Raw genomic sequence first — 20,838 nt, 5'->3', positions numbered from 1 at the left:
ACCTCGACACTTTGGAGCTCAACATTTTCTCGGATCGGTAGAGGCAGTCACCGCCGGGTCGCACATGCGCACCTGGCCCGACCCCATCACCTGAATCCGCAGACAGCGCATGCCCCCGCCCTGGGCAACACAGGTCCCGCCCAATGGATTGGTGATGTTGATGGTAATGGTATCTGCCGGTGCCGGCGTGATCCGTCCCAGGCCGTTAAAGACGATTTCCTTCTGGGAAGCGAGGAACTCGGCACTACCTACCCCATCGGCGCTGGTTTGCTTGCGGATGATGAATGGCGACTCGTCCGGGCTGGTCTTCTCACACTTGCCGGCCGGATCTTCCACACTGACGATCCAGTTGTTGCCGGAAGTGGAGGAAACGCAGGCAGAGGTCAGGGAGGTCATCAGTTGAAAGCGCACTTCCACATTGCGGTTGAGTGCCTCCGCCCGAGCCAGCTGCAGAGCAGACGCCGTGGTTTCGGCGGCAGTCCGGATCTGACTATTCTGAATCCAGGCGCTGTAGGACGGCATGCCCAAGGCCAGCACAATCGCCAGGATGACGAGTGTGATGGCAATTTCAATGATGGTCAGGCCGGACTGGCGCCGGGAAGGATGCATCAGCATGAATCGCCCTTCTTGGTGATCCAGCAGCCCTGGACCCCGCTCTTCCACGGTGTGGAGGATGTCTTGCTGGCAGGAGTCAGGGTATACGTGAAGGTATCGTCGCCAAACGTTGCTTCCGCCTTGATGGTGTAGTTGGTGGCCGTCAGATCGGAACAGGTCATGGTGAAGTACTTGGTCTTGGCCGGACAGGGACCGCCCGCGTAGGTATGGGCATCCTGAAAGAACTGCTCCAATCGCACCTGCCCGTTGGACAGGGCACTGATGGCTTCCTGCACCTGTCCGCGGCGGATGTAATCCTGGTAGGAGGGATAAGCAATGCTGGCCAGGATGGAAACAATCGCCACCGCCACCATCAACTCGATCAGGGTAAAACCGCCCGTTTTCACACAACGTCCGGTCGTTTGAGCAGTCATCATCACAATATTCTCCTAGTCACACTCATTAATAACGGGTTGCCCGCCCAGCTTCAACTTATCCTGACCACTGGCTTCTTGTGGGAGACAAGTGGCGCCTTCTTCCCGGTCAGGCCCCATATCCCGAACTTTAATGCAGGTGGATTGACTAGGTAAGAGCTAGCCAGCCGGGACTCCCTTGGGCCGGACCGCCCCGCCCGACTCCTGGACGGCAGGAAGCACTGCCCCCATACCGGCAGGGGGAGCGCCCCTCTGCCGGAGAGTAACGGCAAAGAGTATACCGTCGCCGCCGCCACCACCTGATGACGCCCCGCCCTTCGCCCCAGGCGGGCTTTGGCGTAGAATCGGGCGCTTTCCCATTGCCTGGCGCCCTTGTGGGCGCTGCTGTTCCGAGGTCTGTACCATGACGTCCCTGAAAGCCGCCTCCCACGCCACCAAACCCGTCACCGACGATGTGCGCATTCGCGAGATCAAGGAACTGGTGCCGCCGGCCCACGTCTTCCGCGAATATCCGGTGAGCAACCGGGCGGCCCAGACCACCTATGGCGCCCGCCAGGGCATCCACCGCATCCTGCACGGCGCCGACGACCGGCTGCTGGTGGTGATCGGCCCCTGCTCCATCCACGACTACGAAGCCGCCATGGAGTACGCCCAGCGCCTGCAGAAGGAAGCCGAGCGCCTCAAGGACGACCTGCTGGTGGTGATGCGCGTCTATTTCGAAAAGCCCCGCACCACCGTGGGCTGGAAGGGCCTCATCAACGATCCGCGCATGGACGGCTCCTTCCGCATCAACGAAGGCCTGCGCCTGGCGCGCAAGATCCTGCTCGACATCAACGAGCTGGGCCTCTCCTGCGCCACCGAATTCCTCGACACCATCAGCCCCCAGTACACGGCGGACCTGATCGCCTGGGGCGCCATCGGCGCCCGCACCACCGAATCCCAGGTGCACCGGGAGCTGGCCTCCGGCCTCTCCTGCCCCGTGGGCTTCAAGAACGGCACCGACGGCAACGTGCGCATCGCCGTGGACGCCATCCGCTCCGCCTCCGCCCCCCACCATTTCCTCTCGGTGACCAAGGGCGGCCACTCGGCCATCGTCTCCACCGCCGGTAACGAGGACTGCCACGTCATCCTGCGCGGCGGCAAGGGCCCCAACTACGATGCGGCCAGCGTGGATGCGGCCTGCAAGGACATCGCCGCGGCCGGCCTGGCAGCCCGCCTGATGGTGGATTTCTCCCACGCCAACAGCAGCAAGAAGTTCGAGCGCCAGGTGGAGGTGGCCAAGGACGTGGCCACCCAGCTTGCCGCCGGCGACGAGCGCATCATCGGTGTCATGGTCGAATCCCACCTGGTGGAAGGCCGCCAGGACATCACCCCGGACAAGCCCCTGGAATACGGCAAGAGCGTCACCGACGCCTGCATCGGCTGGGAAGACTCGGTGCGGGTGCTGGACATCCTGGCCCGGGCGGTGCGTGAGCGCCGCCTGGTGGAAGCCACGGAATAAGGGCCCCCGCTTTGGCGGAACACGACTCCCCTGCCCCGACCGAGACGCCGGCGCCGACCGAGGCCGGCACGGACACTTCCACCCGCGCCCTGCTCGGCCCCGGCCACTTCCTCGCCCGCCTGCCCATGCACCGCCTGGTGCTGGGGGTGGCGGCGGCGCTGCTGCTGTTCCGCACCTGGCTGGCGGCGGTCACCCCCATCACCGGCGACGAAGCCTATTTCGCCTTCTGGGGCTGGCAGCCGGACTGGGGCTTCTACGACCACCCGCCCATGGTGGGCTGGTGGCTGGCGCCCCTCATGGCCCTCTCCTGGGACGAATGGGTGGTGCGCCTGCCGGCCCTGCTGCTGCCCTTCGTCCTGGCCGGACTCTCCGGCTGGCTGGTGCGCCGCTCCGGCATTGCCTTCGCCGAGGAGCGGGGATGGCTGACGGCCCTGCTGGTGCTGCTGCTGCCCACCTCGGTGTGGAACGTCTTCATCACCACCGACACGCCCCTGGTCTTCTTCTCCCTGCTCTCGGTGGCCGCCTATGTGGTGGCCCTGGAGCGCCAGGGCTGGCAGCGCTGGGCCCTGCACGCCCTGGCCGGCCTGATGCTGGGCCTGGCCTTCCTCTCCAAGTATTTCTCGGTGCTGCTGGGCGTCGCCTTCCTGGTGCATGTCATCATCGCCCGCCGCGAGGAGGGCTGGAAGCGCTTCGCCGAGTTCGCCCTGTTCGTCGCCGTGGCCCTGCTGGGGCCAGCCCTCAACATCTGGTGGAACTGCAGCCACTGCTGGGCCAACATCATGTTCAACCTTTACAACCGGCACGAGAGTTCCGGTTGGGGCAAGTCCTGGGCCAATCCCTTCCTCTATGTGCTGACCCTGGGCTACGTCGCCACCCCCTTCCTCCTGGCGGCCCTGTGGAAGTTCCGCGACGAGGTGAAGAACGCCATCGCCCAGCCCGGCCTGGCCCGCACCGCCTTCTGGCTGGCGGCCGTGCCCCTGGGCCTGTTCGCCGCCCTGGCCCTGGCCAAGAAGATCGGCCTGCACTGGCTGCTCTCCTTCATCACCCTGCTCTGCATCCTGGCCGCCAGCAGCCTGCCCATGACCGCCCTGCGCCGCCTGGCGGCCTGGCTCGGCGCTTTCGCCGCCCTGCACGTGGTGCTGTTGCTGGTGGTCAGCCAGCTGCCCCTGTCCACCTGGGAGAAGACGGATTTCCACCGGGGCATCGTTCTCACCTTCCGCAGCCAGGAGCTGCTGCAGCGGCTGGAGCCCTACGCCAACGACTACGCCTTCGCCTCCGACGGCTATTCCAACGCCGTCACCCTGGGCTACAACGCCCGGCGCTATTTCATGGTCTTCGGCCTGGCCTCTTCCCATGCCCGCCACGACGACATCCTCACCGACTTCCGCGAGCTGGACGGCAAGAACATCCTCATCCTGCGGAAGAGCGAGCCCAATCCGGGGGAATACGCGCCCTATTTCCGGGACGTGCAGCAGCTGGCCTTCCAGGTGGAGGGCGTCACCTTCTACCAGGTGCTGGGCCACGGCTTCGACTTCCACACCTACCGGGAACGGGTGCTGCGGGACGTGAAACAGCGCTACTACCGCATCCCCGGCTTTTTGCCCATGAACGGCTGCTACTTCTGCGAACGCTATTTCCCCGACGAGGAATGCCGCTGATGGCCCGTCGCCCCCAAAAGGCCGGCGACAGCACGCCCCGCGGCGGCCTCTGGCCCTACGTCAAACTGCTGCGCCCGCACCAGTGGGTGAAGAACGGCTTCGTCTTCGTCGGCCTCATTTTCGGCGAGGCCTTCGCCGATCTGGCCCTGCTGCAGTCCGTGGTCCTGGCGGCCCTGGCCTTTTCCCTGGCCGCCTCCAGCATCTATGTGGTGAACGACCTGGCGGACCGGGAAAAGGACCGCCTGCATCCGGTCAAGCGGCACCGCCCCCTGGCCGCCGGCACCGTCAATGTCACCGCCGCCCTGCTGCTGGCCGGAGCCTGCCTGTTCGGCGCCCTCATGCTGGCCTACAGCGTCTCCCTCACCGTGCTGCTGGTGGTGGCCCTCTACGCCGGCCTCAACGTGGCCTACTCCATGGGCCTCAAGCACGTGGCCGTGCTCGACGTCTTCATCATCGCCGCCGGCTTCATGCTGCGCATCCTGGCCGGCACCCTGGGGGTGGGCATCGCCCCCTCCCACTGGCTGCTGGTGTGCGGCCTGCTGCTGACCCTGTTCCTCGGTTTCGCCAAGCGCCGCGCCGAACTGAAGGCCCTGGAGGAGGATGCGGGCAGTCACCGCAAGGTGCTGGACGACTACGATCCGGTGCTGCTGGACCAGTTCATCACCCTCTGCGCCGCCGGCACCGTGGTCACCTACAGCCTGTACACCGTGGCCCCGGAGACGGTGGCCATGCACGGCAGCCAGTGGCTCATCGCCACCGTGCCCTTCGTCGTCTATGGCATCTGCCGCTACCTGTTCCGCCTGCACCGGCGCGGCGGCGGCGGCGACCCGGCGGCGGACCTGCTGGCCGACCCCCATCTCATCGCCGCCTTCGTCGGCTGGTTCGCCACCGTCCTGCTGGTGATCTGAGCCAGCCGGAGCGCCGCCGACCCAGCTCAGCGGAAACCGGCCTACGCAACCGGCCGGCTGAAGGACCTTACCCAGGGACCTGCCCCGCCACCCGCCGGCACCGCCGCTGGCGGCATGACGCGGAATCTCAGCGGCACCATCGCCAGGAGCCAACAGGGGCGGCCCTATCAGCCACGGCACCCCCAAAAGCACCGTCCCTATTACCTCCCAGGGGAGGCATCACAAGCCGCCTATGCCGCCAGGGGCGGAAACACCACCAGCACCCGCAGGCCACTACCTTCCGGCCCCACGCCCAGGCTGAGGGCGGCGCCGTGCAGCTCCGCCACCCGCTGCACGATGGACAGCCCCAGGCCGGAACCTTCCGCCCGAGCCGGCGCCAGCCGGGTGAAGCGCCCCAGGGCCCGCTCCCGGGCCTCGGCCGGGATGCCCGGACCGTCGTCGGCCACCGCCAGCACCACCCGCTCCCCGTCCCGGGCCAGGGACACCCACACATGGCCGCCCTCCCGGGTGTAGCGGATGGCGTTGTCCACCAGGTTGCGCAACAGGATACGCAGCAGGTCCCCATTGCCGGCCAGGGTCAGGCTGCCGTCGCCGTCGCTGCCGGCCAGCTCCAGGGCCAGATCCACCTGCCGGGACTGGGCCGCCGGGGCCAGCACGGCGCACACCTCCCGCGCCAGGGGCCGGGGGTCCAGGGGCTGCAGGCTGGCGTTGGCGCCCGGGTCCAGGCGGGCCAGGGTGAGCAGCTGTTCCACCAGCCGGGCCAGGCGTTCGGTGCCTTCCAGCACATTGAGCAGGGCCCGCTGCCGCACCTCCCCCTCCCCGGCCCGCAGGGCCACCTGGGCCTGGGTCTTGAGGGCAGCCAGGGGCGTGCGCAGTTCGTGGGCGGCGTTGGCGGTGAACTGGCGCTCGTTGTCCAGCAGACGGGCGATGCGGGCGAAGAGGCCGTCCAGGGCCTGCACCAGGGGCGCCACTTCCGCCGGCACCGGGCCGCTGCCCAGGGGCTGGGGCGAATCGGGGGGACGCCGGTCCAGCTGTTCGGCGATGCGGGCCAGGGGCACCAGGCCGCGGCCGACGGCCACCCACAGGGCTGCCGCCAGCAGGGGCAGGCCCAGGATCAGGGGCGCCAGCAGGCGCATGGCGGCCTCCTGGGCCAGGGCATAGCGGATGTCGTGACTCTGGCCCACCTGCACCTGGCGCAGCCCGTCCCGGCTCCATTCGCTGTAGAAGCGCCATTCGCCGCCGTTCCAGCGGGTTTCGACAAAGCCCTCCACCGCCGTCAGGGGCGTCTGCCCGGCCCCGGCGGAATGGAGGGCCAGCACCGGCCCCTGGGGGGTGCGGCGCCAGATCTGGAACAGCACTTCGCCGCCGGCGGCGCCGGGAGTGGGCCGCACTTCCACGTGGCCGCTGGTGGGCTCGGTGGCCAGCAGCAGGCGGGCGGTCTGCTGCAGGTGGGCGTCGAAAATGTCGTCGGCCAGGTCGTGGGCCCGCAGGAAGGCGGCGGCGATGGTGGCCACCCAAATCAGGGCCGACACGGCCAGCAGCAGCAGGAGCAGGCGGCGGCGCAGGGAATAGGCCGGCGTCGGGCGTTGCACGGCGGCCATCAGGACTCCGGCGCCGCGGGCGCGGCGGACGCCTCCCGGGCCACGGTGTAGCCGACGCCGCGCACGGTGCGGATCAGGTCGCTGCCGAACTTGCGCCGCAGGTGGTGGATGTGCACCTCCACCGCATTGCTGTCCACCGTCTCGTTCCAGCCGTAGGCGGCCTCCTCCAGCTGGTGCCGGGTCAGCACCCGGCCGGCGGCGGCGAGCAGGGCCTCGAGCAGGGCGAACTCCCGGGGCGACAGCTCCACCGGCTGCCCCGCCAGCTCCACCCGGCGGGCCGCCGGGTCGAGGCGGATGGCCCCGTGCACCAGCAGCGGCGCCGCCCGGCCGGCACTGCGGCGGATCAGGGCGCGCAGGCGGGCCGCCACCTCGTCCAGGTCGAAAGGCTTGGCCAGGTAGTCGTCGGCGCCGCCGTCCAGGGCCGAGAGCTTGTCGGGCACCCCGTCCCGGGCGGTCAGCACCAGCACCGGCACCGGGTTGCCGGCAGCGCGGCAGCGGGCCAGCACCTCCTGGCCCGACAGCTGGGGCAGGTTGAGGTCCAGCACCACGGCGGCAAAGCAGTGGGCCTCGGGGCTGGCGAGGACGGTGGCGGCCTCCTGGCCGTCGCGCAGCCAGTCCACGGTGAAGCCGGCCTGGCCCAGACCGACCTGGAGCCCGTCTCCCAGCAGGGAATCGTCCTCGACGATGAGGATTCGCATGGCTTTATGCTATTTGAAAAAAACGAAATGACTACGGAGAATTAGGCGCTAGAATAACCGCTTTTCATGGCCCCCCGATGCCGTCATGACCCCCAGGATGGACAACGCTGCCCGGCAGGACGATCCAGAACGCGAGCTTTTGCGCGGCCTGCGGGTGCTGCTGGTGGAGGACGACCCGGTGGCGCGCTGCGCCGCCGCCGGCATCCTCAGCCGCCACGTGGGCACCCTGTGGGAAGCGGCCGATGGCGACGAGGGCCTGCAGCTGTTCCGCCGGCACCAGCCGGACCTGGTCATTTCCGACATCGTCATGCCCCACCGGGACGGTCTCTCCCTGGCCCGGGAGATCAAGGCCCAGAGCCCGGCGACGCCGATCGTCATCATCACCTCCCACAGCGACAGCGGCGCCCTGCTCGACGCCATCGAGATCGGCATCGACCGCTACGTGCTCAAGCCCCTCAAGGCCAGCGCCCTGCTCGAAGCCATGGCCACCTGCGCCCGGGCCGCCCGCCTGGAGTCGGAACACCGCCTGGCCACCACCGTTTTCCACGCCTCCAGCGAAGCCATCATGATCACCGATGCGGAAAACCGCATCGTGGACGTCAATCCCGCCTTCACCCGCATCACCGGCTTCTCCCGGGGCGAGGTGCTGGGCCGCAATCCCCGCATCCTCCAGTCCGGCATCCAGAGCGAGCACTTCTACCGGGAGATGTGGGCGGCCATCAACCAGTACGGCCACTGGCGGGGCGAAATCTGGAACCGGCGGCGCAACGGCGAGCTGTATCCGGAATGGCTGGCGGTGGACCGGGTGCTCTCCCCCGAAGGCGCCGTGCTCAACTACGTCGCCATGTGGTCGGACATCTCCGAGCGCAAGGAGGCGGAGGCCCGCATCCACTACCTGGCCCACTACGACGCCCTCACCGACCTGCCCAACCGGGTGCTGTTCAACGACCGCTTCACCCAGGCCCTGATCCACGCCCGCCGCTACGACCAGAGCGTGGCCCTGATGTTCGTGGACCTGGACCGCTTCAAGGTGGTCAACGACACCCTGGGCCACCGGGTCGGCGACGAACTGCTGAAACAGGTGGCCGAGCGCCTGCGCCGCTGCGTGCGCGAGGAGGACACGGTGTCGCGCCAGGGCGGCGACGAGTTCGTGGTGCTGCTGGCCAACCTGGACATGTCCGCCGACGCCGCCGTGGTCTCCGACAAGATCCTCGAGGCCCTGGCCGAGCCCATGTACTTCGAGGGCCACGAACTGAGCGTCACCTGCTCCATCGGCATCGCCTGCTACCCCAGCGACGGCGCCGACCCGGACACCCTGATGAAGAACGCCGACCTGGCCATGTACCGGGCCAAGAGCGTGGGCCGCAACAACTACCAGTTCTTCAGCCCCGAGCTGGAACAGGGCGCCCTCACCCGCCTGACCCTGGAAAACGCCATGCGCCGGGCCCTGGACCGGGACGAGTTCGAACTGCATTACCTGCCCCAGGTGGACAACCCCTCGGGCCGCCTGCTCAGCCTGGAAGCCCTGATCCGCTGGCAGCATCCGGAGCGGGGCCTGCTCCTGCCCAGCCAGTTCATCCCCCTGGCCGAGGAAAGCGGCCTGGTGCTGCCCATTTCCCTCTGGGTACTGCGCCGGGTGGCACGACAGCTGGCCGACTGGCGGCGGCAGAACCTGACCCTGGTGCCGGTGGCCATCAACCTGTGCGAAGCCCAGCTGCGCCAGCCCGATTTCGCCGAGGCCCTGGGCCGCATCCTGAGCGAGGAAGGGGTGGAAGGGCGCTGGATCGAGCTGGAATTCACCGAAGGCGCCCTCATGCACGACACCGAGCGCAACCTGCGGGTGCTCTCGGCCCTGAAGCGTCTGGGGGTCGGCATCACCCTGGACGACTTCGGCGTCGGCTATTCCAACCTCAACGTCCTGCGGCGCCTGCCGGTGGATACCCTGAAGATCGACCGCTCCCTGGTCACCGACGTGACCCGCAACGAGGACGACGCGGTGATCGTGGACGCCATCATTTCCATGGCCCAGTCCATGAACCTCAAGGTGGTGGCCGAGGGCGTGGAAACGGCCGACCAGGCCGGCTTCTTCAAGGCCCGGGCCTGCGCCGAAATCCAGGGCCACTTCTTCTCCAAGGCCATCGGCGCCGTGGAAGTGGCGGCCATGCTGGGCCACGCCCCGGCCGCCGCCAGCACCTCGTCCCCGGCCTGAACCCCACTCTCTCCCGGTAGATCCCGTACGGCCGTCCGGCGGATTTTCGCGCGTCGGCAAGACTCCATACGCAATCGTATGGAGTGTACGTATAATGTTGCGCGACAAAGATTCCCCGCGATCTAAAAAAGGAGACAGCATGGACCTGCAGGCCCTGTACCAGGAAAAACTCGTAACTCCCGCCGACGCCATCGCCTGCGTCAGGAATGGCGACACCATCGTCGTTCCCACCGGGGTCGGCGAACCGCCCGCCCTGCTCACCGCTCTCTCCGATGCCCGGCGCAACTACCGGGACGTCACCGTCTCCCAGATCCTGGCCCTGCGCAAGTACGGCTACATCGACCCGGAAACCCGGGACCACGTGCGCCACACCGCCTACTTCTTCGGCGGCGCCACCCGCCCCGGCGGCCAGGCCGGCTGGGTCGATTTCATCCCCAACTATTTCGCCGAGCTGCCCCAGCTGATCGAGCGCGGCCTGTCGCCCGCCGACGTGGTCTTCACCATGGCCTCGCCCATGGACGAGCACGGCTACTTCGCCCTCTCCCTGGCCGCCGACTACACCATGGCCGCCGTGAAGAAGGCCCGGGCCATCGTCCTCGAAGTGAACCCCAACGTGCCCTTCGCCTACGGCGACTGTTACGTGCACATCTCCAAGGTCAGCGCCCTGGTGGAAAGCAGCGACCCGGTGCTGGAAGTGGGCCTGCCCACCATCGGCCCGGTGCAGGAAGCCATCGGCAAATACGTGGCCGACCTGATCGAGGACGGCTCCACCCTGCAGATCGGCTACGGCGGCATTCCCGACGCCGTGGTGATGCAGCTGCAGCACAAGCACGACCTGGGCATCCACACCGAGATGATCGGCGACGGCATCCTTTCCCTGATCGAGTCCGGCGCCGTCACCAACAAGAAGAAGACCTTCATGCCCGGCAAGTCCGTGGCCACCTTCGCCCTGGGATCGAACAAGCTGTACAAGTTCATGCACCGCAATCCGGCCCTGGAAATGCATCCGGTGGAATTCACCAACGATCCCTACATCGCCGCCCGCAACGACAAGCTGATCGCCATCAACGCCACCATGCAGGTGGACCTGCTGGGCCAGTGCGGCTCCGAGAGCCTGGGCTTCTCCCCCTACTCCGGCACCGGCGGCCAGGCCGACTTCGTGCGCGCCGCCAACCGCTCCAAGGACGGCAAGGCCTTCATCGTGGTGCCCTCCACCGCCAAGGACGACACCATCTCCCGCATCGTCCCCACCCTGACTCCGGGCACCCACGTCACCACCAGCAAGAACGACATCAACTACGTGGTCACCGAGTACGGCGTCGCCCAGCTGCGCGGCAAGAGCGCCAAGCAGCGGGTGGAAGCCCTGATCGGCATCGCCCACCCCAACTTCCGCAATGAACTGCGGGAAGCGGCTAAAAAGATGAATCTGCTCTAAAACGAAAGCCCCGGCAGCGCAGGCTGGCGGGGCTCGCTGGAACGACAGGGCGCGGTCACCACCGCGCCCTTTTTCATGGCCCCGGCCGGGGCGCCTGCCAGATGTTGCGGCAGCCCGTCTCCTTGACCCAGAAGCTGGCGACGAAGCCGATACAGGCGGCGGCCGCCATGCAGGCCATGCCGACGCGGAAGGTGTCCGGCCCATAGACGCGCACGCCGTTGGCCAGGGTGCCGTCCCACACCTGGTCCATGGCCCAGCCGGCCAGGGGCTGCAGCAGGGCGCCGGCGAGGAAGCCGCCCATGTTGGTGACGCTGGTGGACATGCCGGACAGCATGGGCGGATTGACCTCCTTGGCGCAGGCCCAGGTGAGGGCGAAGCTGGCCGTGGTCAGGCCCATGAGGCCGAACAGGCAGTAGGTGGCCGCCAGGGGCAGGCGGATGTTGGTCAGCCAGAACAGCCACAGCAGGCAGTAGAGGAAGGCCCCGGCGATGACCACCGGCTTGCGCTTGCCGAGCCGGTCCGAGAGGGTGCCGATGAAAAAGCAGCCCAGGGCGAAGCCGGCGAAATAGAGGGAAAGATGGGAGGAGGCCTGGGCCCGGGTCAGCTCATGCACCCGCATCAGGTAGGGCGTGGCCCACAGGCCGGCGAAGGAGAAGAAGCTGCCGGCCAGGCCGAAATTGACCACCACCGCCGGCCAGGTGGAGCGGTTCTTCAGCACCGAAGCCAGGCCGCCGAAGATCACCGTGCGGTCGAAGCGGGGCCGCTCGCCGCCGCCGTCCTTGACGAAGAACCAGCAGGCCACGCCCAGGAGGGCCGAGAGGGCGCCGGCGCCGACGAAAATGCCGCGCCAGGAAATGCTCTGGGCCAGCAGGGAAAGGGGGGCACCGGCCAGCACCGAGCCCAGGTTGCCCACCAGCATGGAAGCCCCCACCAGGGTGGCAAAGCGCCGCTCGTCGAAGTTGACGGCGATGATCTTGAGCATGGCGATGAAGGTCACCGACACCCCCAGACCCACCAGGGTGCGCCCCACCAGGGCCTCGTTGAGGGTGTCGGCGAGGCCGAAGAGGACGCTGCCCGCCGCCGCCACCAGGCCGCCGAGGAAGAGGATGCGCCGCGGCCCCAGGGTATCCACCAGGACGCCGGTGGGCACCTGCATGATGGTGTAGACGTAGAAATAGGTGGCCGCCAGGGCGCCGAGGGACGCCGCCGTGGTCTGGAAGGCCAGGGTCAGGTCGTGGGCGATGCCCGCCGGGGCGAAGCGGTGGAAGAAGGACAGCATGTAGGCGGCGATGACCACCGCCAGGGTCACGGCACGGGCCGTGCGGGCGGAAGAACCGCCGCTTTGATGTGGGGGCATTTATGCCTCTCCTCTTGTCTCCTTTGGGGGAACGGCATCGTAGCATACGCAACCGTATGTCACGCCATTGGGGAATGCCCGCGGTCGGTCCGGGACCCAGAAAGGGCGGCCCCTGCCGTGCTATCCTTGGCCCCCTGAGCGCCCTGCCGCACCCAATCCCATTGCCGCTGCCATGACCACCTACGCCCTGCCCGATTTCGAAGCCAAGATCTGCCCCCCCGAGCAACTGGCCGAGCGCGCCGCCCGCCTGGCCCGCCCCCTGGTATTCACCAACGGCTGTTTCGACATCCTGCATCGGGGCCACGTCACCTATCTGGCCCAGGCCCGGGCCCTGGGCGCCGCCATGGTGGTGGCCCTCAACACCGACGCCTCGGTCAAGCGCCTGGGCAAGGGCGACGACCGGCCGGTAAACCGGCTGGAAGACCGGCTGGCGGTGATGGCCGCCCTCGGCTGTGTGGACCTGGTCACCTGGTTCGACGAGGACACGCCCCTGCAGCGCGTCCTCGAGGCCCGCCCCGAAGTCCTGGTGAAGGGCGGCGACTGGGCGCCGGAACGCATCGTCGGTGCCAGCGAGGTCCTGGGCTGGGGCGGCAGCGTCCACTCCATACCCTTCCTCCACGAAAAATCCACCACCGCCCTGCTGACCAAGATCCGCGCCCTCTAAAGGCACGCCATGGCTCACGCCCACCACCACGACTGCGGCCACGGGCACGCCCACAGCCACCACCACGGCGGCAAGGGCCTGCTGCTGGCCACCCTGCTGACCCTGGGCTTTGCCGGGGTCGAGGCCGTGGCCGGCGCCTGGAGCGGTTCCCTGGCCCTCATCGGCGATGCGGGCCACATGGTGAACGACGGCGTTGCCCTGGCCCTGGCCGCGGCCGCCGCCTGGGTTGCCCGGCGCCCGCCCAGCCATCGCCACACCTACGGCTGGGGCCGGGCCGAAGTGCTGGCCGCCCTGCTCAACGGCCTGGCCATGCTGGCCCTGGTGGTGGCGATCCTGGTGGAGGCGGTGCAACGCTTCCAGGACCCCGCCCCGGTGGCCGGCCCGGCGGTGATGGCGGTGGCCGTGGTGGGGCTGCTGATGAACGCCCTGGTGGCCTGGATGCTCAGCCGCGGTGAAAGCTCCCTCAACACCCGGGCCGCCCTGCTGCACGTGCTGGGCGACATGCTCGGCTCCGTGGCCGCCATCGCCTCCGGCGCCATCGTCTATTTCACCGGCTGGAAACAGGCCGACCCCCTGCTGGCCGCCGGCATCGCCCTGCTCATCTCCGTCTCCAGCCTGCGCCTGCTGCGGGAGGCGCTGCACGCCCTGATGGAAGGCACACCGCCCCACATCTCCGCGGCCGAGGTCGGCGCCGCCATGGAACAGGTGGACGGCGTGCTCGGAGTCTACGACCTGCATGTGTGGACGGTGGGCGACGGCGAGGTGATGCTCTCGGCCCATCTGCAGGTGGCCGACCTGGCCGCCTGGCCCCAGACCCTGGCCGGGCTGCGCCAGGTGCTGCAGCAGCGCTGGCACATCCGCCACGTCACCCTGCAGCCCGAAACGGACCCCATCGAACCGCTGCACCGTCCGGCCTGAAAGCCGCTCGCAGCAAAGCGAAAGGCCCCGCTGGCGGGGCCTTTTTCATGCCGGGAAAGCCGGATGCTCTCCCGGGATAGCGTTCCTACTTGGCCTTGCTGGCGGAAAAGTTCCTGGTCGCGCTGCCCCGGCCCAGTTCCGTCTGCCCGTCGGCGGCCAGGGCCCGCACCGTGATGCTGTAATCGTGGCCGAAGGTGCCGAAATTGTTGGGACAGGGACCCAGATAACGCCCCAGGGCGCCCTCAGGCAGGCTGGCAGTGGCGCCGCCGGCATGGGGCACCGTGCCACCGCCATGGTCCTTGTTCTGGAAATCCAGGTCGTTCATCACCACCGCCAGGGAGGCAGTCCCTTCGGGAATGCCGGAAATCTCCAGGGCAGGGGAGGTGTTGTCGCAGCGGTGCTTTTTCAGCCACTCCCAGTTCACACTGAGGGACGACTGGGCCAGGGCCAGGGGGCTGACGAGCAAGGCGGAGACGGCGAGAAGGGTGCGCAGGGACAGCATGCAAGGCTCCAAAGAAGAAAGAAGAAACAGCGGCGCCAGTTTATGACACCGGCAGCTTCGGTGACGTGACAAAAGCCTCAGCCGATACAACTCCCCACATCCACCGAATCGATCTGCTCCGGGCGCAGGTAGCGTTCGCCGTATTCCCGGTACACGCCCGAGGTGAGGAACAAGTCGAACAGTTCCGGATCGATGTGCCCTTCCCGCTTCATGGCCACCATGATGCGGACGGCTTCGGAGAGGGTCTTGCCCTTCTTGTAGGGCCGGTCCACGGCGGTGAGGGCCTCGAAGATGTCGGCGATGGCCATCATGCGGGCCGGCGCGCTCATTTCCTCCCGCCGCAGGCGCCTCGGGTAGCCGCTGCCGTCCATTTTCTCGTGGTGGCCGCCGGCCAGCTCCGGCACGTTCTGCAGATGCCGCGGGAACGGCAGGGCGGTGAGCATGATGATGGTCTGCACGATGTGGTCGTTGATGATGTAGCGGTCCTCCTCGGACAGGGTGCCCCGGGCCACGGCCAGGTTGTGCAGTTCGCCCCGGTTGAACTTCCAGGCCGGCACCTGCAGCTTGAAGCCCCAGGGATTGTCAGCCGGCATCAGGTCCCGCGGGCCCCGCTCCAGGAGATGCTCCGGCTTGTCCGCCAGCAGGGGCTCGGTAGCCGGCAGGGGCACCGGCGGCAGCTGGGCCTTGCGCCGCCCCTCTTCCCAGGACAGACCCAGACGGTCGTCCAGGGTGCGCCGCCAGGTGCGGCCGGCGATGCGCTGCAGGCGCTCCAGCTTCTCCGGCGCCATGAATTCGCCGCCCTGGTTGCAGTTGGCAACGAAGGCGAACTCCTCGTCCAGCACCTGCCACTGGGCTTCCAGGGCCTGGCGCAGGGCCGCCCCGTCGCCGCCGGCGGCCACCTGCTGCCAGAACTCGACCTCCGCGTCCCGCTTGAGCACCTCGAAGCGCATGCGCACCTCGTGGATGCGGTCGTACAGGGTTTCCAGCTTGGTCGCCTTGTCCACCACGTACTCGGGCGTGGTCACCTTGCCGCAGTCGTGCAGCCAGCCGGCGATGTGCAGGGCCTCCCATTCCTCGTCGCTGAGGGAGAAGTCGGCGTAGGGGCCGGCGGTGGCGTCGCAGGCAGCCCGGGCCAGCATCTTGGTCAGCTCCGGCACCCGCTGGCAGTGGCCGCCCGTGTAGGGGCTCTTGGCGTCGATGGCGCCGGCCACCAGCTGGATCAGGCTTTCCAGCAGAGCCTTCTGGGCCTGGATCAGGCGCTGGTTGTCGATGGCCACGGCGGAAGCCCCGGAGAGGGCCTCGATGAAGGAAATGCGCTCCGGCGACGGCGCCTCGGCGCTGCCCGGCAGGAACAGGGCCAGCACCCCCACCACCTCCTGGGCCCGGTTTTTCAGGGGCAGGGCCACCAGCAGCACCGGCAGGCCCACCAGGGGGCTGCCCGGGGCATCGAGGAATTCCATGCCGGGGGGACGCTGGGGCGGCACATCCAGCACCTGGGTGCGGGCCTCCAGGACTGCCAGCAGCAGGGGATGGGTCTCCCGGGCCGTCGGCAGGAAGACCAGGCCCGGCAGCCCCGCCACCTCGCCGCTGGCCGGCGCCCCTTGTTCTTCCGCGGCGGTCCCCACCTCCCAGCGCAGGGCCGCCGGCAGCAGGCCACGGCCGTTCTCCGCCATCAGGTAGACGATGCCGCCGCTGGCTTCGGCGCTGGCCAGGGTCTCCTGCAGCACCCGCTCCAGCAGCCGGTCGAAATTGCGCTCGGCGGTGAGGGTGGCGCTGATGTCGAGGAACTTGCGGATGGTGCCCTTCATCTGGTTCATGGAGCGGGACAGCTCGTCGATCTCCCAGATGGGGGAGCCCTTGGCCGGGGTGCCGTCGAAGCGGAAGCGGCGGATTTCCGCCGACTCCCGGATCAGGTCCTTCAGCTCGCCGGAGATGCGCCGGGCCAGCCACCAGGTGCCGGGAATGGCCAGGGCGATGAGGGCCAGGGTGACCCACAGGGTCCAGGTGCGGATGCGCACCGCCTCGGCCAGCAATTCGTTTTCCGGCGCCGCCACCAGCAGGTAGTTGGGCTCGTCCCCGGCCTCGGGGACCGCCACCGCCCGCCCGTGCCAGACCTGGCCGGCAGTCTCGATCACCCGGGAATTCCCGGCGCCGGCCGCGGCCAGGGCCCCCAGCACCGGCACGCCCAGCTGGTCCAGGGTCGGTAGCTGGCCGCCGGCCCGGGCATTGGCCCGGTGCAGCCGTTCCCGGTCCCGCTCCGCCAGGACCCGGCCCCGGGCATCCACCAGGGCCAGCTGGGAACCGGGGGTGATGCCGGCCCCGGCGAGGGAGGCGGAAATCTCTTCCAGGGTCAGGTCCGCCGCCACCACGGCGCCACTGCCGGCAAGGCGGGCGAAGGTCTTGCCCACCTCCCGGGTGGTGAAGAAGACATAGGGCTCGGTGCGCACCAGGGCGGTGGCGGTCTGGGCCCGGATGAACCAGGGACGACCCCGGGGATCGAAATCGTAGGCGGCCGGATGGCGCCGCTCCAGTTCCTGCAGCCACTCGTCGAAAAAGATGAAGGTGGGGCGCGCCGCCCTGCCCTGGCGCTCCATGCTCTGCACCAGGAAACGGGCCCCGGCCGGCGCCTGCACCGCTAGGGCCACGGCCCGGCTGGCCAGGGAGCGGATGAGGAAAAAGTCCCCGTTGCCGTAGCCCACATAGACGGCGGAGAGATGGGCGTTCTTTTCCAGGGCTTCCCGCAGCATGGGCAGGGCCTGCAGCCGGGAATCCAGGCTGGGGGCCGCGGCCAGGGGATGGTGCACCAGCAGTTCGACCAGGGTTTCCAGGGGGCCGTAGAGGCGCTGCAGGTCGTCCCCGGTCTGGCGGGCGGTGCGCTCGAAGACGTCGCTGGCGGCGGTCAGGACGATGCGGCGGGACTGGTGGAAATTGAACCAGCCGATCACCGAGCAGGCAACGAAAATGAGCAGGGTGAACAGGTAGGCGATGTGGATGTGCAGGGGATAGAGGCGGCCCCGCTGGCCCCTGGGAAAGACTGCTGCCTGAAGTGCCATGACCATTCTCCGCTGAGGCCCGTCGGGGCCGCGACATGGTCACAGGCTAACACCGGGACGCCGGGGGGAAACGCCACATCCGTCACGAAGTGGCCGGGGACGGGGGCGCCGGCGTTGATTTAGGTCAAGCCTGGCGATCGATTCTGGCGGCAGACTGGCGCTTTTCCCGATCCCGGAGTATTTCCACCATGCAAGGATTCCGCATTGCCGTCGTCGGCGCCGGCGAAACCGGCACCCCCCTGCTCAAGCAGCTGCTGACCGCCCCCTTCGTCACCGTCCTCGGCGTCGCCGACCTGGACCTGTCCATGCCCGGCATCGCCCTGGCCAAGGAGCACGGCGTCAAGGTCACCAACAACTTCATGGAGCTGGCCGCCCTGGGCAACGAAGTCGACATCATCATCGACGTCACCGGCGCCCCCAAGGTGCGCGAAGCCCTGCGCAAGCACATGGTGGACAGCGGCAACACCCACACCCTGATCATGCACGAGTCCATCGCCCTGCTGATGATGTCCCTCTCCGCCGGCAAGCTGGTGAGCGGCAAGCACGGCGACCAAGAATACGTCTGAAGCCAGGTTCCCGGACCATGAAAAAAGCCGCCCGCGGGCGGCTTTTTCTTTGGCCGGAAGGCCGAGGCAAGGGGCTTACAGCACCACCTGGGTGCCCAGCTCCACCACCCGGTTGGAGGGGATCTTGAAGAAGCTGGTGGCACTGCCGGCGTTGCGGAACAGGGCGATGAACAGCTTCTCGCGCCAGAAGGCCATTTCCGAGCCGAGGCGGGGGATCAGGGTCTCCCGGCCGAGGAAGAAGGAGGTCTCCAGCATCTCGAAGGAGAGGCCGTAGTCGGCGCAAAGGGAAAGGGCCTGGGGAATGTCCGGATCGTCCTTGAAGCCGTACTGGACGATGACGCGGAAGAAGTTTTCCTTCAGCTTGTGCACCTCCACCCGGTCGATCTCCGGCACGTAGGGCACGTCGAAGATCTGCACCGAGACCATGATCACCCGCTCGTGCAGCACCTTGTTGTGCATCAGGTTGTGCAGCAGGGAATGGGGCACGCCGTTGGGGTCCGCATTGAGGAAGACGGCGGTGCCGGGCACCCGGGTCGGCGGCGAGACGGCGATGCTGTCGATGAAGGGCAGCAGCTGCAGGGCCTCGCCCTTGAGGCGGTCGGCCAGGAGCTGGCGGCCCCGCTTCCAGGTGGTCATGAGGACGAAGACGAAGACGCCGACCACCAGGGGGAACCAGCCGCCGTCGGGAATCTTCAGGATGTTGGCGGTGAGGAAGGTCAGTTCCACCACCAGGAAGCCGGTGAACAGCAGCACCGCCCGGCTCCAGCCCCAGCGCCAGACCTTGGCCGCCACCACGGTGGCGAGCAGGGAGGTGATGACCATGTCGCCGGTGACGGCGATGCCGTAGGCCGCCGCCAGGTTGTTGGAGGACTTGAAGCCCAGCACCAGCACCGCCACGGCGCCGAAGAGGCCCCAGTTCACGCCCGGCAGGTAAATCTGGCCCTGCTCCTTCTCCGAGGTGTGCTGCACTTCCATGCGCGGCACGAAGCCCAGCTGCATGGCCTGGCGGGTCACCGAGAAGGCGCCGGAAATGACCGCCTGACAGGCGATCACCGTGGCCAGGGTGGCCAGGCAGACCAGGGGCATGACCGCCCATTCGGGAGCCAGGTTGAAGAAGGGATTGGTGGCGGCGGCGGGGTCGGCCAGGATCAGGGCGCCCTGGCCGAAGTAGTTGAGCATCAGGGCCGGCAGCACGAAGCTGAACCAGGCCAGCTGGATCGGCTTGCGGCCGAAGTGGCCCATGTCGGCATAAAGGGCCTCGGCCCCGGTCACCGCCAGCACCACGTTGCCCATGGCCACCAGGGCCATGGCCTTGTTGGCGAGGAGGAATTCGAAGCCGTAGACCGGGTTGGCGGCCAGCAGCACGTGGGGGTTGGCCATGATGTTCCACAGGCCCAGCAGGGCCAGGGTGGAGAACCACAGCATCATCACCGGCCCGAACATGACGCCCACCGTGGCGGTGCCCCGGCGCTGGATGAAGAAGAGGCCGAACAGCACCACCAGGGTGATGGGGATGACGAAGGGCTTGAAGGCCGGGGTGACGATCTCCAGGCCCTCCACCGCGGAGAGCACGGAAATGGCCGGGGTCACCATGCCGTCGCCGTAGAACATGGCGGCACCGAGGATGCCGATGATCATGATGATCTGCTGGCGCCGCTTGCGGTCCTGGGCCTCGTGCAGGGCCAGGGCGATGAGGGCCATGATGCCGCCTTCGCCCCGGTTGTCGGCCCGCATGATGAAGACCACGTACTTCAGGGAAACGACGATGATCAGCGCCCAGAAAAACAGGGACAGGCTGCCCAGGACGTTGGTCTCGGTCAGGGGGATAGGATGGTTGCCGGCGAAAACTTCTTTCATGGCGTACAGGGGACTGGTCCCGATGTCGCCATAGACCACGCCGAGGGCGGCCAGGGCCAGAGCTGCCAGCCGCGCCTTGGTGGTCTGAACGGAATCGTGCATGCGAACTCCCGCAGGGGTGTCGAAAGTAATGACAGCGCTGGGTCTTCCCCGCTTTTGCCGCGGTTTGGAAGACGGGCCGGCGCCCCTTGCCCAGGGGCATACCGACATCCGGCCGACCTTCCGCTACAGCATGGAGGCAACCGGGGTGCGCCAGTCTACACCCATTTATTGCGACGCAACATTCCCCTCCGTACGGCCCCGGCAGGGCGGCAAATGACCGCGTCCTGAATGTTGCCGCCGATGGTGGCGGAAAGGCCCCAACTGTCTGGTAAACTCGCGTTTTCTCACGTCCATGCCCCCGGGCCCCCATGAAGTCAGCCCCCAAGTCCGTCCCCCTGCTCGAAATCAAAGGCACCACCCTGGCCATGACGGTGCTGCAGGCCGCCCTCCGCTCGGCGGACCTGCCCTCCCTGGCCGACAGCCTGACCGACCAGTACGGCCCCAGTTCGGATTTCTTCAGTTTCGAGCCCACCGTCATCGACCTGGGCGAACTGCCCGCCGACATCGAGCTGGACTGGGCCGGCCTGCTGCCCCTGCTGCGCCGCTACCAGGTGGCCCCCATCGGCGTGCGCAACGCCTCCCCGGCTCAGGCCGAAGCGGCCCGCAACGTCGGCCTGATCGTGGTCGAAGAGGCGGAAACCCAGGTGCGCCACAGCCCGCGCCGGGCCGAAGCCGAGACTCCGGCCGCCCCCGCCGCCCCGACGGCAGCCGCCGCTGCGCCGGCCCAGGCCGAGCTGGACATCGCCCCCGCCAACGCCCCTGCCAATGAAGCGCCCGCTGC

Annotated in this window: 17 protein-coding genes; 9 read left to right on the top strand and 8 right to left on the bottom strand. The window is 68.1% G+C overall.

The genetic code is table 11. The annotated features are described in order from the left end of the window. Positions 1-18: 18 nt before the first annotated feature. Together AC1RTA_RS07955 and AC1RTA_RS07950 are read right to left on the bottom strand one after the other, a co-directional pair. A complete protein-coding gene (locus AC1RTA_RS07955; RefSeq protein ID WP_492784431.1) occupies positions 19-615 on the bottom strand; it encodes a GspH/FimT family pseudopilin in 597 nt (198 codons plus the stop codon). After that, complete coding sequence (locus AC1RTA_RS07950; RefSeq protein WP_492784430.1) at positions 609-1,031, bottom strand: type IV pilin protein; 423 nt, start codon at positions 1,029-1,031, stop codon at positions 609-611. The genes AC1RTA_RS07955 and AC1RTA_RS07950 overlap by 7 nt, the downstream gene beginning before the upstream one ends. Before the next feature lie 400 nt (positions 1,032-1,431). Between AC1RTA_RS07950 and aroG the strand changes: the two genes are divergently transcribed. The 3 genes from aroG to AC1RTA_RS07935 are packed head-to-tail and all read left to right on the top strand — an operon-like array spanning position 1,432 to position 5,095. After that, complete coding sequence (gene aroG / locus AC1RTA_RS07945) at positions 1,432-2,529, top strand: 3-deoxy-7-phosphoheptulonate synthase AroG (protein ID WP_492784429.1); 1,098 nt, start codon at positions 1,432-1,434, stop codon at positions 2,527-2,529. 11 nt (positions 2,530-2,540) lie between these two features. Next, entirely contained in the window at positions 2,541-4,187 is a 1,647-nt protein-coding gene (locus tag AC1RTA_RS07940; protein ID WP_492784428.1) for an ArnT family glycosyltransferase, read from the top strand. Next, entirely contained in the window at positions 4,187-5,095 is a 909-nt protein-coding gene (locus AC1RTA_RS07935) for a decaprenyl-phosphate phosphoribosyltransferase (protein WP_014238454.1), read from the top strand. Before AC1RTA_RS07940 ends, AC1RTA_RS07935 begins: the two co-directional genes overlap by 1 nt. A 230-nt stretch (positions 5,096-5,325) precedes the next feature. Here the strand turns inward: AC1RTA_RS07935 and AC1RTA_RS07930 are convergent, their stop codons facing one another. Then, positions 5,326-6,696 (bottom strand): ATP-binding protein, encoded by a 1,371-nt coding sequence (locus tag AC1RTA_RS07930; RefSeq protein WP_492784427.1) that lies wholly within the window; start codon positions 6,694-6,696, stop codon positions 5,326-5,328. After that, on the bottom strand, positions 6,696-7,394 hold the full coding sequence (locus AC1RTA_RS07925; RefSeq protein ID WP_492784426.1) for a winged helix-turn-helix domain-containing protein: 699 nt from the start codon (positions 7,392-7,394) through the stop codon (positions 6,696-6,698). Before AC1RTA_RS07925 ends, AC1RTA_RS07930 begins: the two co-directional genes overlap by 1 nt. Positions 7,395-7,479: 85 nt before the next feature. Here AC1RTA_RS07925 and AC1RTA_RS07920 point away from each other — a divergent pair, with 85 nt between their 5' ends. Beyond that, positions 7,480-9,603: a putative bifunctional diguanylate cyclase/phosphodiesterase gene (locus AC1RTA_RS07920; protein WP_130459021.1), complete on the top strand. Its 2,124-nt coding sequence runs from the start codon at positions 7,480-7,482 to the stop codon at positions 9,601-9,603. Between the two features lie 94 nt (positions 9,604-9,697). Further along, on the top strand, positions 9,698-11,038 hold the full coding sequence (locus AC1RTA_RS07915; RefSeq protein ID WP_492784425.1) for an acetyl-CoA hydrolase/transferase family protein: 1,341 nt from the start codon (positions 9,698-9,700) through the stop codon (positions 11,036-11,038). A gap of 73 nt (positions 11,039-11,111) precedes the next feature. Here the strand turns inward: AC1RTA_RS07915 and AC1RTA_RS07910 are convergent, their stop codons facing one another. After that, on the bottom strand, positions 11,112-12,395 hold the full coding sequence (locus AC1RTA_RS07910) for an MFS transporter (RefSeq protein ID WP_130459023.1): 1,284 nt from the start codon (positions 12,393-12,395) through the stop codon (positions 11,112-11,114). Between the two features lie 172 nt (positions 12,396-12,567). Here AC1RTA_RS07910 and rfaE2 point away from each other — a divergent pair, with 172 nt between their 5' ends. Both rfaE2 and AC1RTA_RS07900 read left to right on the top strand, forming a co-directional pair. Further along, on the top strand, positions 12,568-13,059 hold the full coding sequence (gene rfaE2 / locus AC1RTA_RS07905) for a D-glycero-beta-D-manno-heptose 1-phosphate adenylyltransferase (RefSeq protein ID WP_492783518.1): 492 nt from the start codon (positions 12,568-12,570) through the stop codon (positions 13,057-13,059). A gap of 9 nt (positions 13,060-13,068) precedes the next feature. After that, on the top strand, positions 13,069-13,977 hold the full coding sequence (locus AC1RTA_RS07900) for a cation diffusion facilitator family transporter (protein WP_287873905.1): 909 nt from the start codon (positions 13,069-13,071) through the stop codon (positions 13,975-13,977). 85 nt (positions 13,978-14,062) lie between these two features. Here the strand turns inward: AC1RTA_RS07900 and AC1RTA_RS07895 are convergent, their stop codons facing one another. Together AC1RTA_RS07895 and AC1RTA_RS07890 are read right to left on the bottom strand one after the other, a co-directional pair. Continuing rightward, positions 14,063-14,479 carry a hypothetical protein gene (locus tag AC1RTA_RS07895; protein ID WP_492784424.1) on the bottom strand — a complete coding sequence of 139 codons (417 nt, stop codon included), beginning with the start codon at positions 14,477-14,479 and terminating at the stop codon, positions 14,063-14,065. A 77-nt stretch (positions 14,480-14,556) separates the two neighbouring features. Continuing rightward, the gene (locus AC1RTA_RS07890; protein ID WP_492784423.1) at positions 14,557-17,532 is read right to left on the bottom strand and encodes an HD domain-containing phosphohydrolase; all 2,976 of its coding nucleotides are present in this window, start codon (positions 17,530-17,532) and stop codon (positions 14,557-14,559) included. Positions 17,533-17,720: 188 nt separating this feature from the next. Between AC1RTA_RS07890 and AC1RTA_RS07885 the strand changes: the two genes are divergently transcribed. Then, positions 17,721-18,098 carry an oxidoreductase gene (locus AC1RTA_RS07885; RefSeq protein ID WP_014238464.1) on the top strand — a complete coding sequence of 126 codons (378 nt, stop codon included), beginning with the start codon at positions 17,721-17,723 and terminating at the stop codon, positions 18,096-18,098. A 75-nt stretch (positions 18,099-18,173) separates the two neighbouring features. On the opposite strand, the gene AC1RTA_RS07880 is transcribed toward AC1RTA_RS07885, so the two are convergent. Then, the gene (locus AC1RTA_RS07880; RefSeq protein WP_014238465.1) at positions 18,174-20,057 is read right to left on the bottom strand and encodes a potassium transporter Kup; all 1,884 of its coding nucleotides are present in this window, start codon (positions 20,055-20,057) and stop codon (positions 18,174-18,176) included. A 308-nt stretch (positions 20,058-20,365) separates the two neighbouring features. On the opposite strand from AC1RTA_RS07880, the gene AC1RTA_RS07875 reads away from it, so the two are divergent. Then, the coding region (locus AC1RTA_RS07875; RefSeq protein ID WP_492784422.1) for a septum site-determining protein MinC at positions 20,366-20,838 on the top strand (473 nt) is incomplete at its 3' end.

Source organism: Azospira sp. MPR-E4 (assembly GCF_058809645.1).
This window is presented reverse-complemented; position numbering and strand designations above follow the sequence as displayed.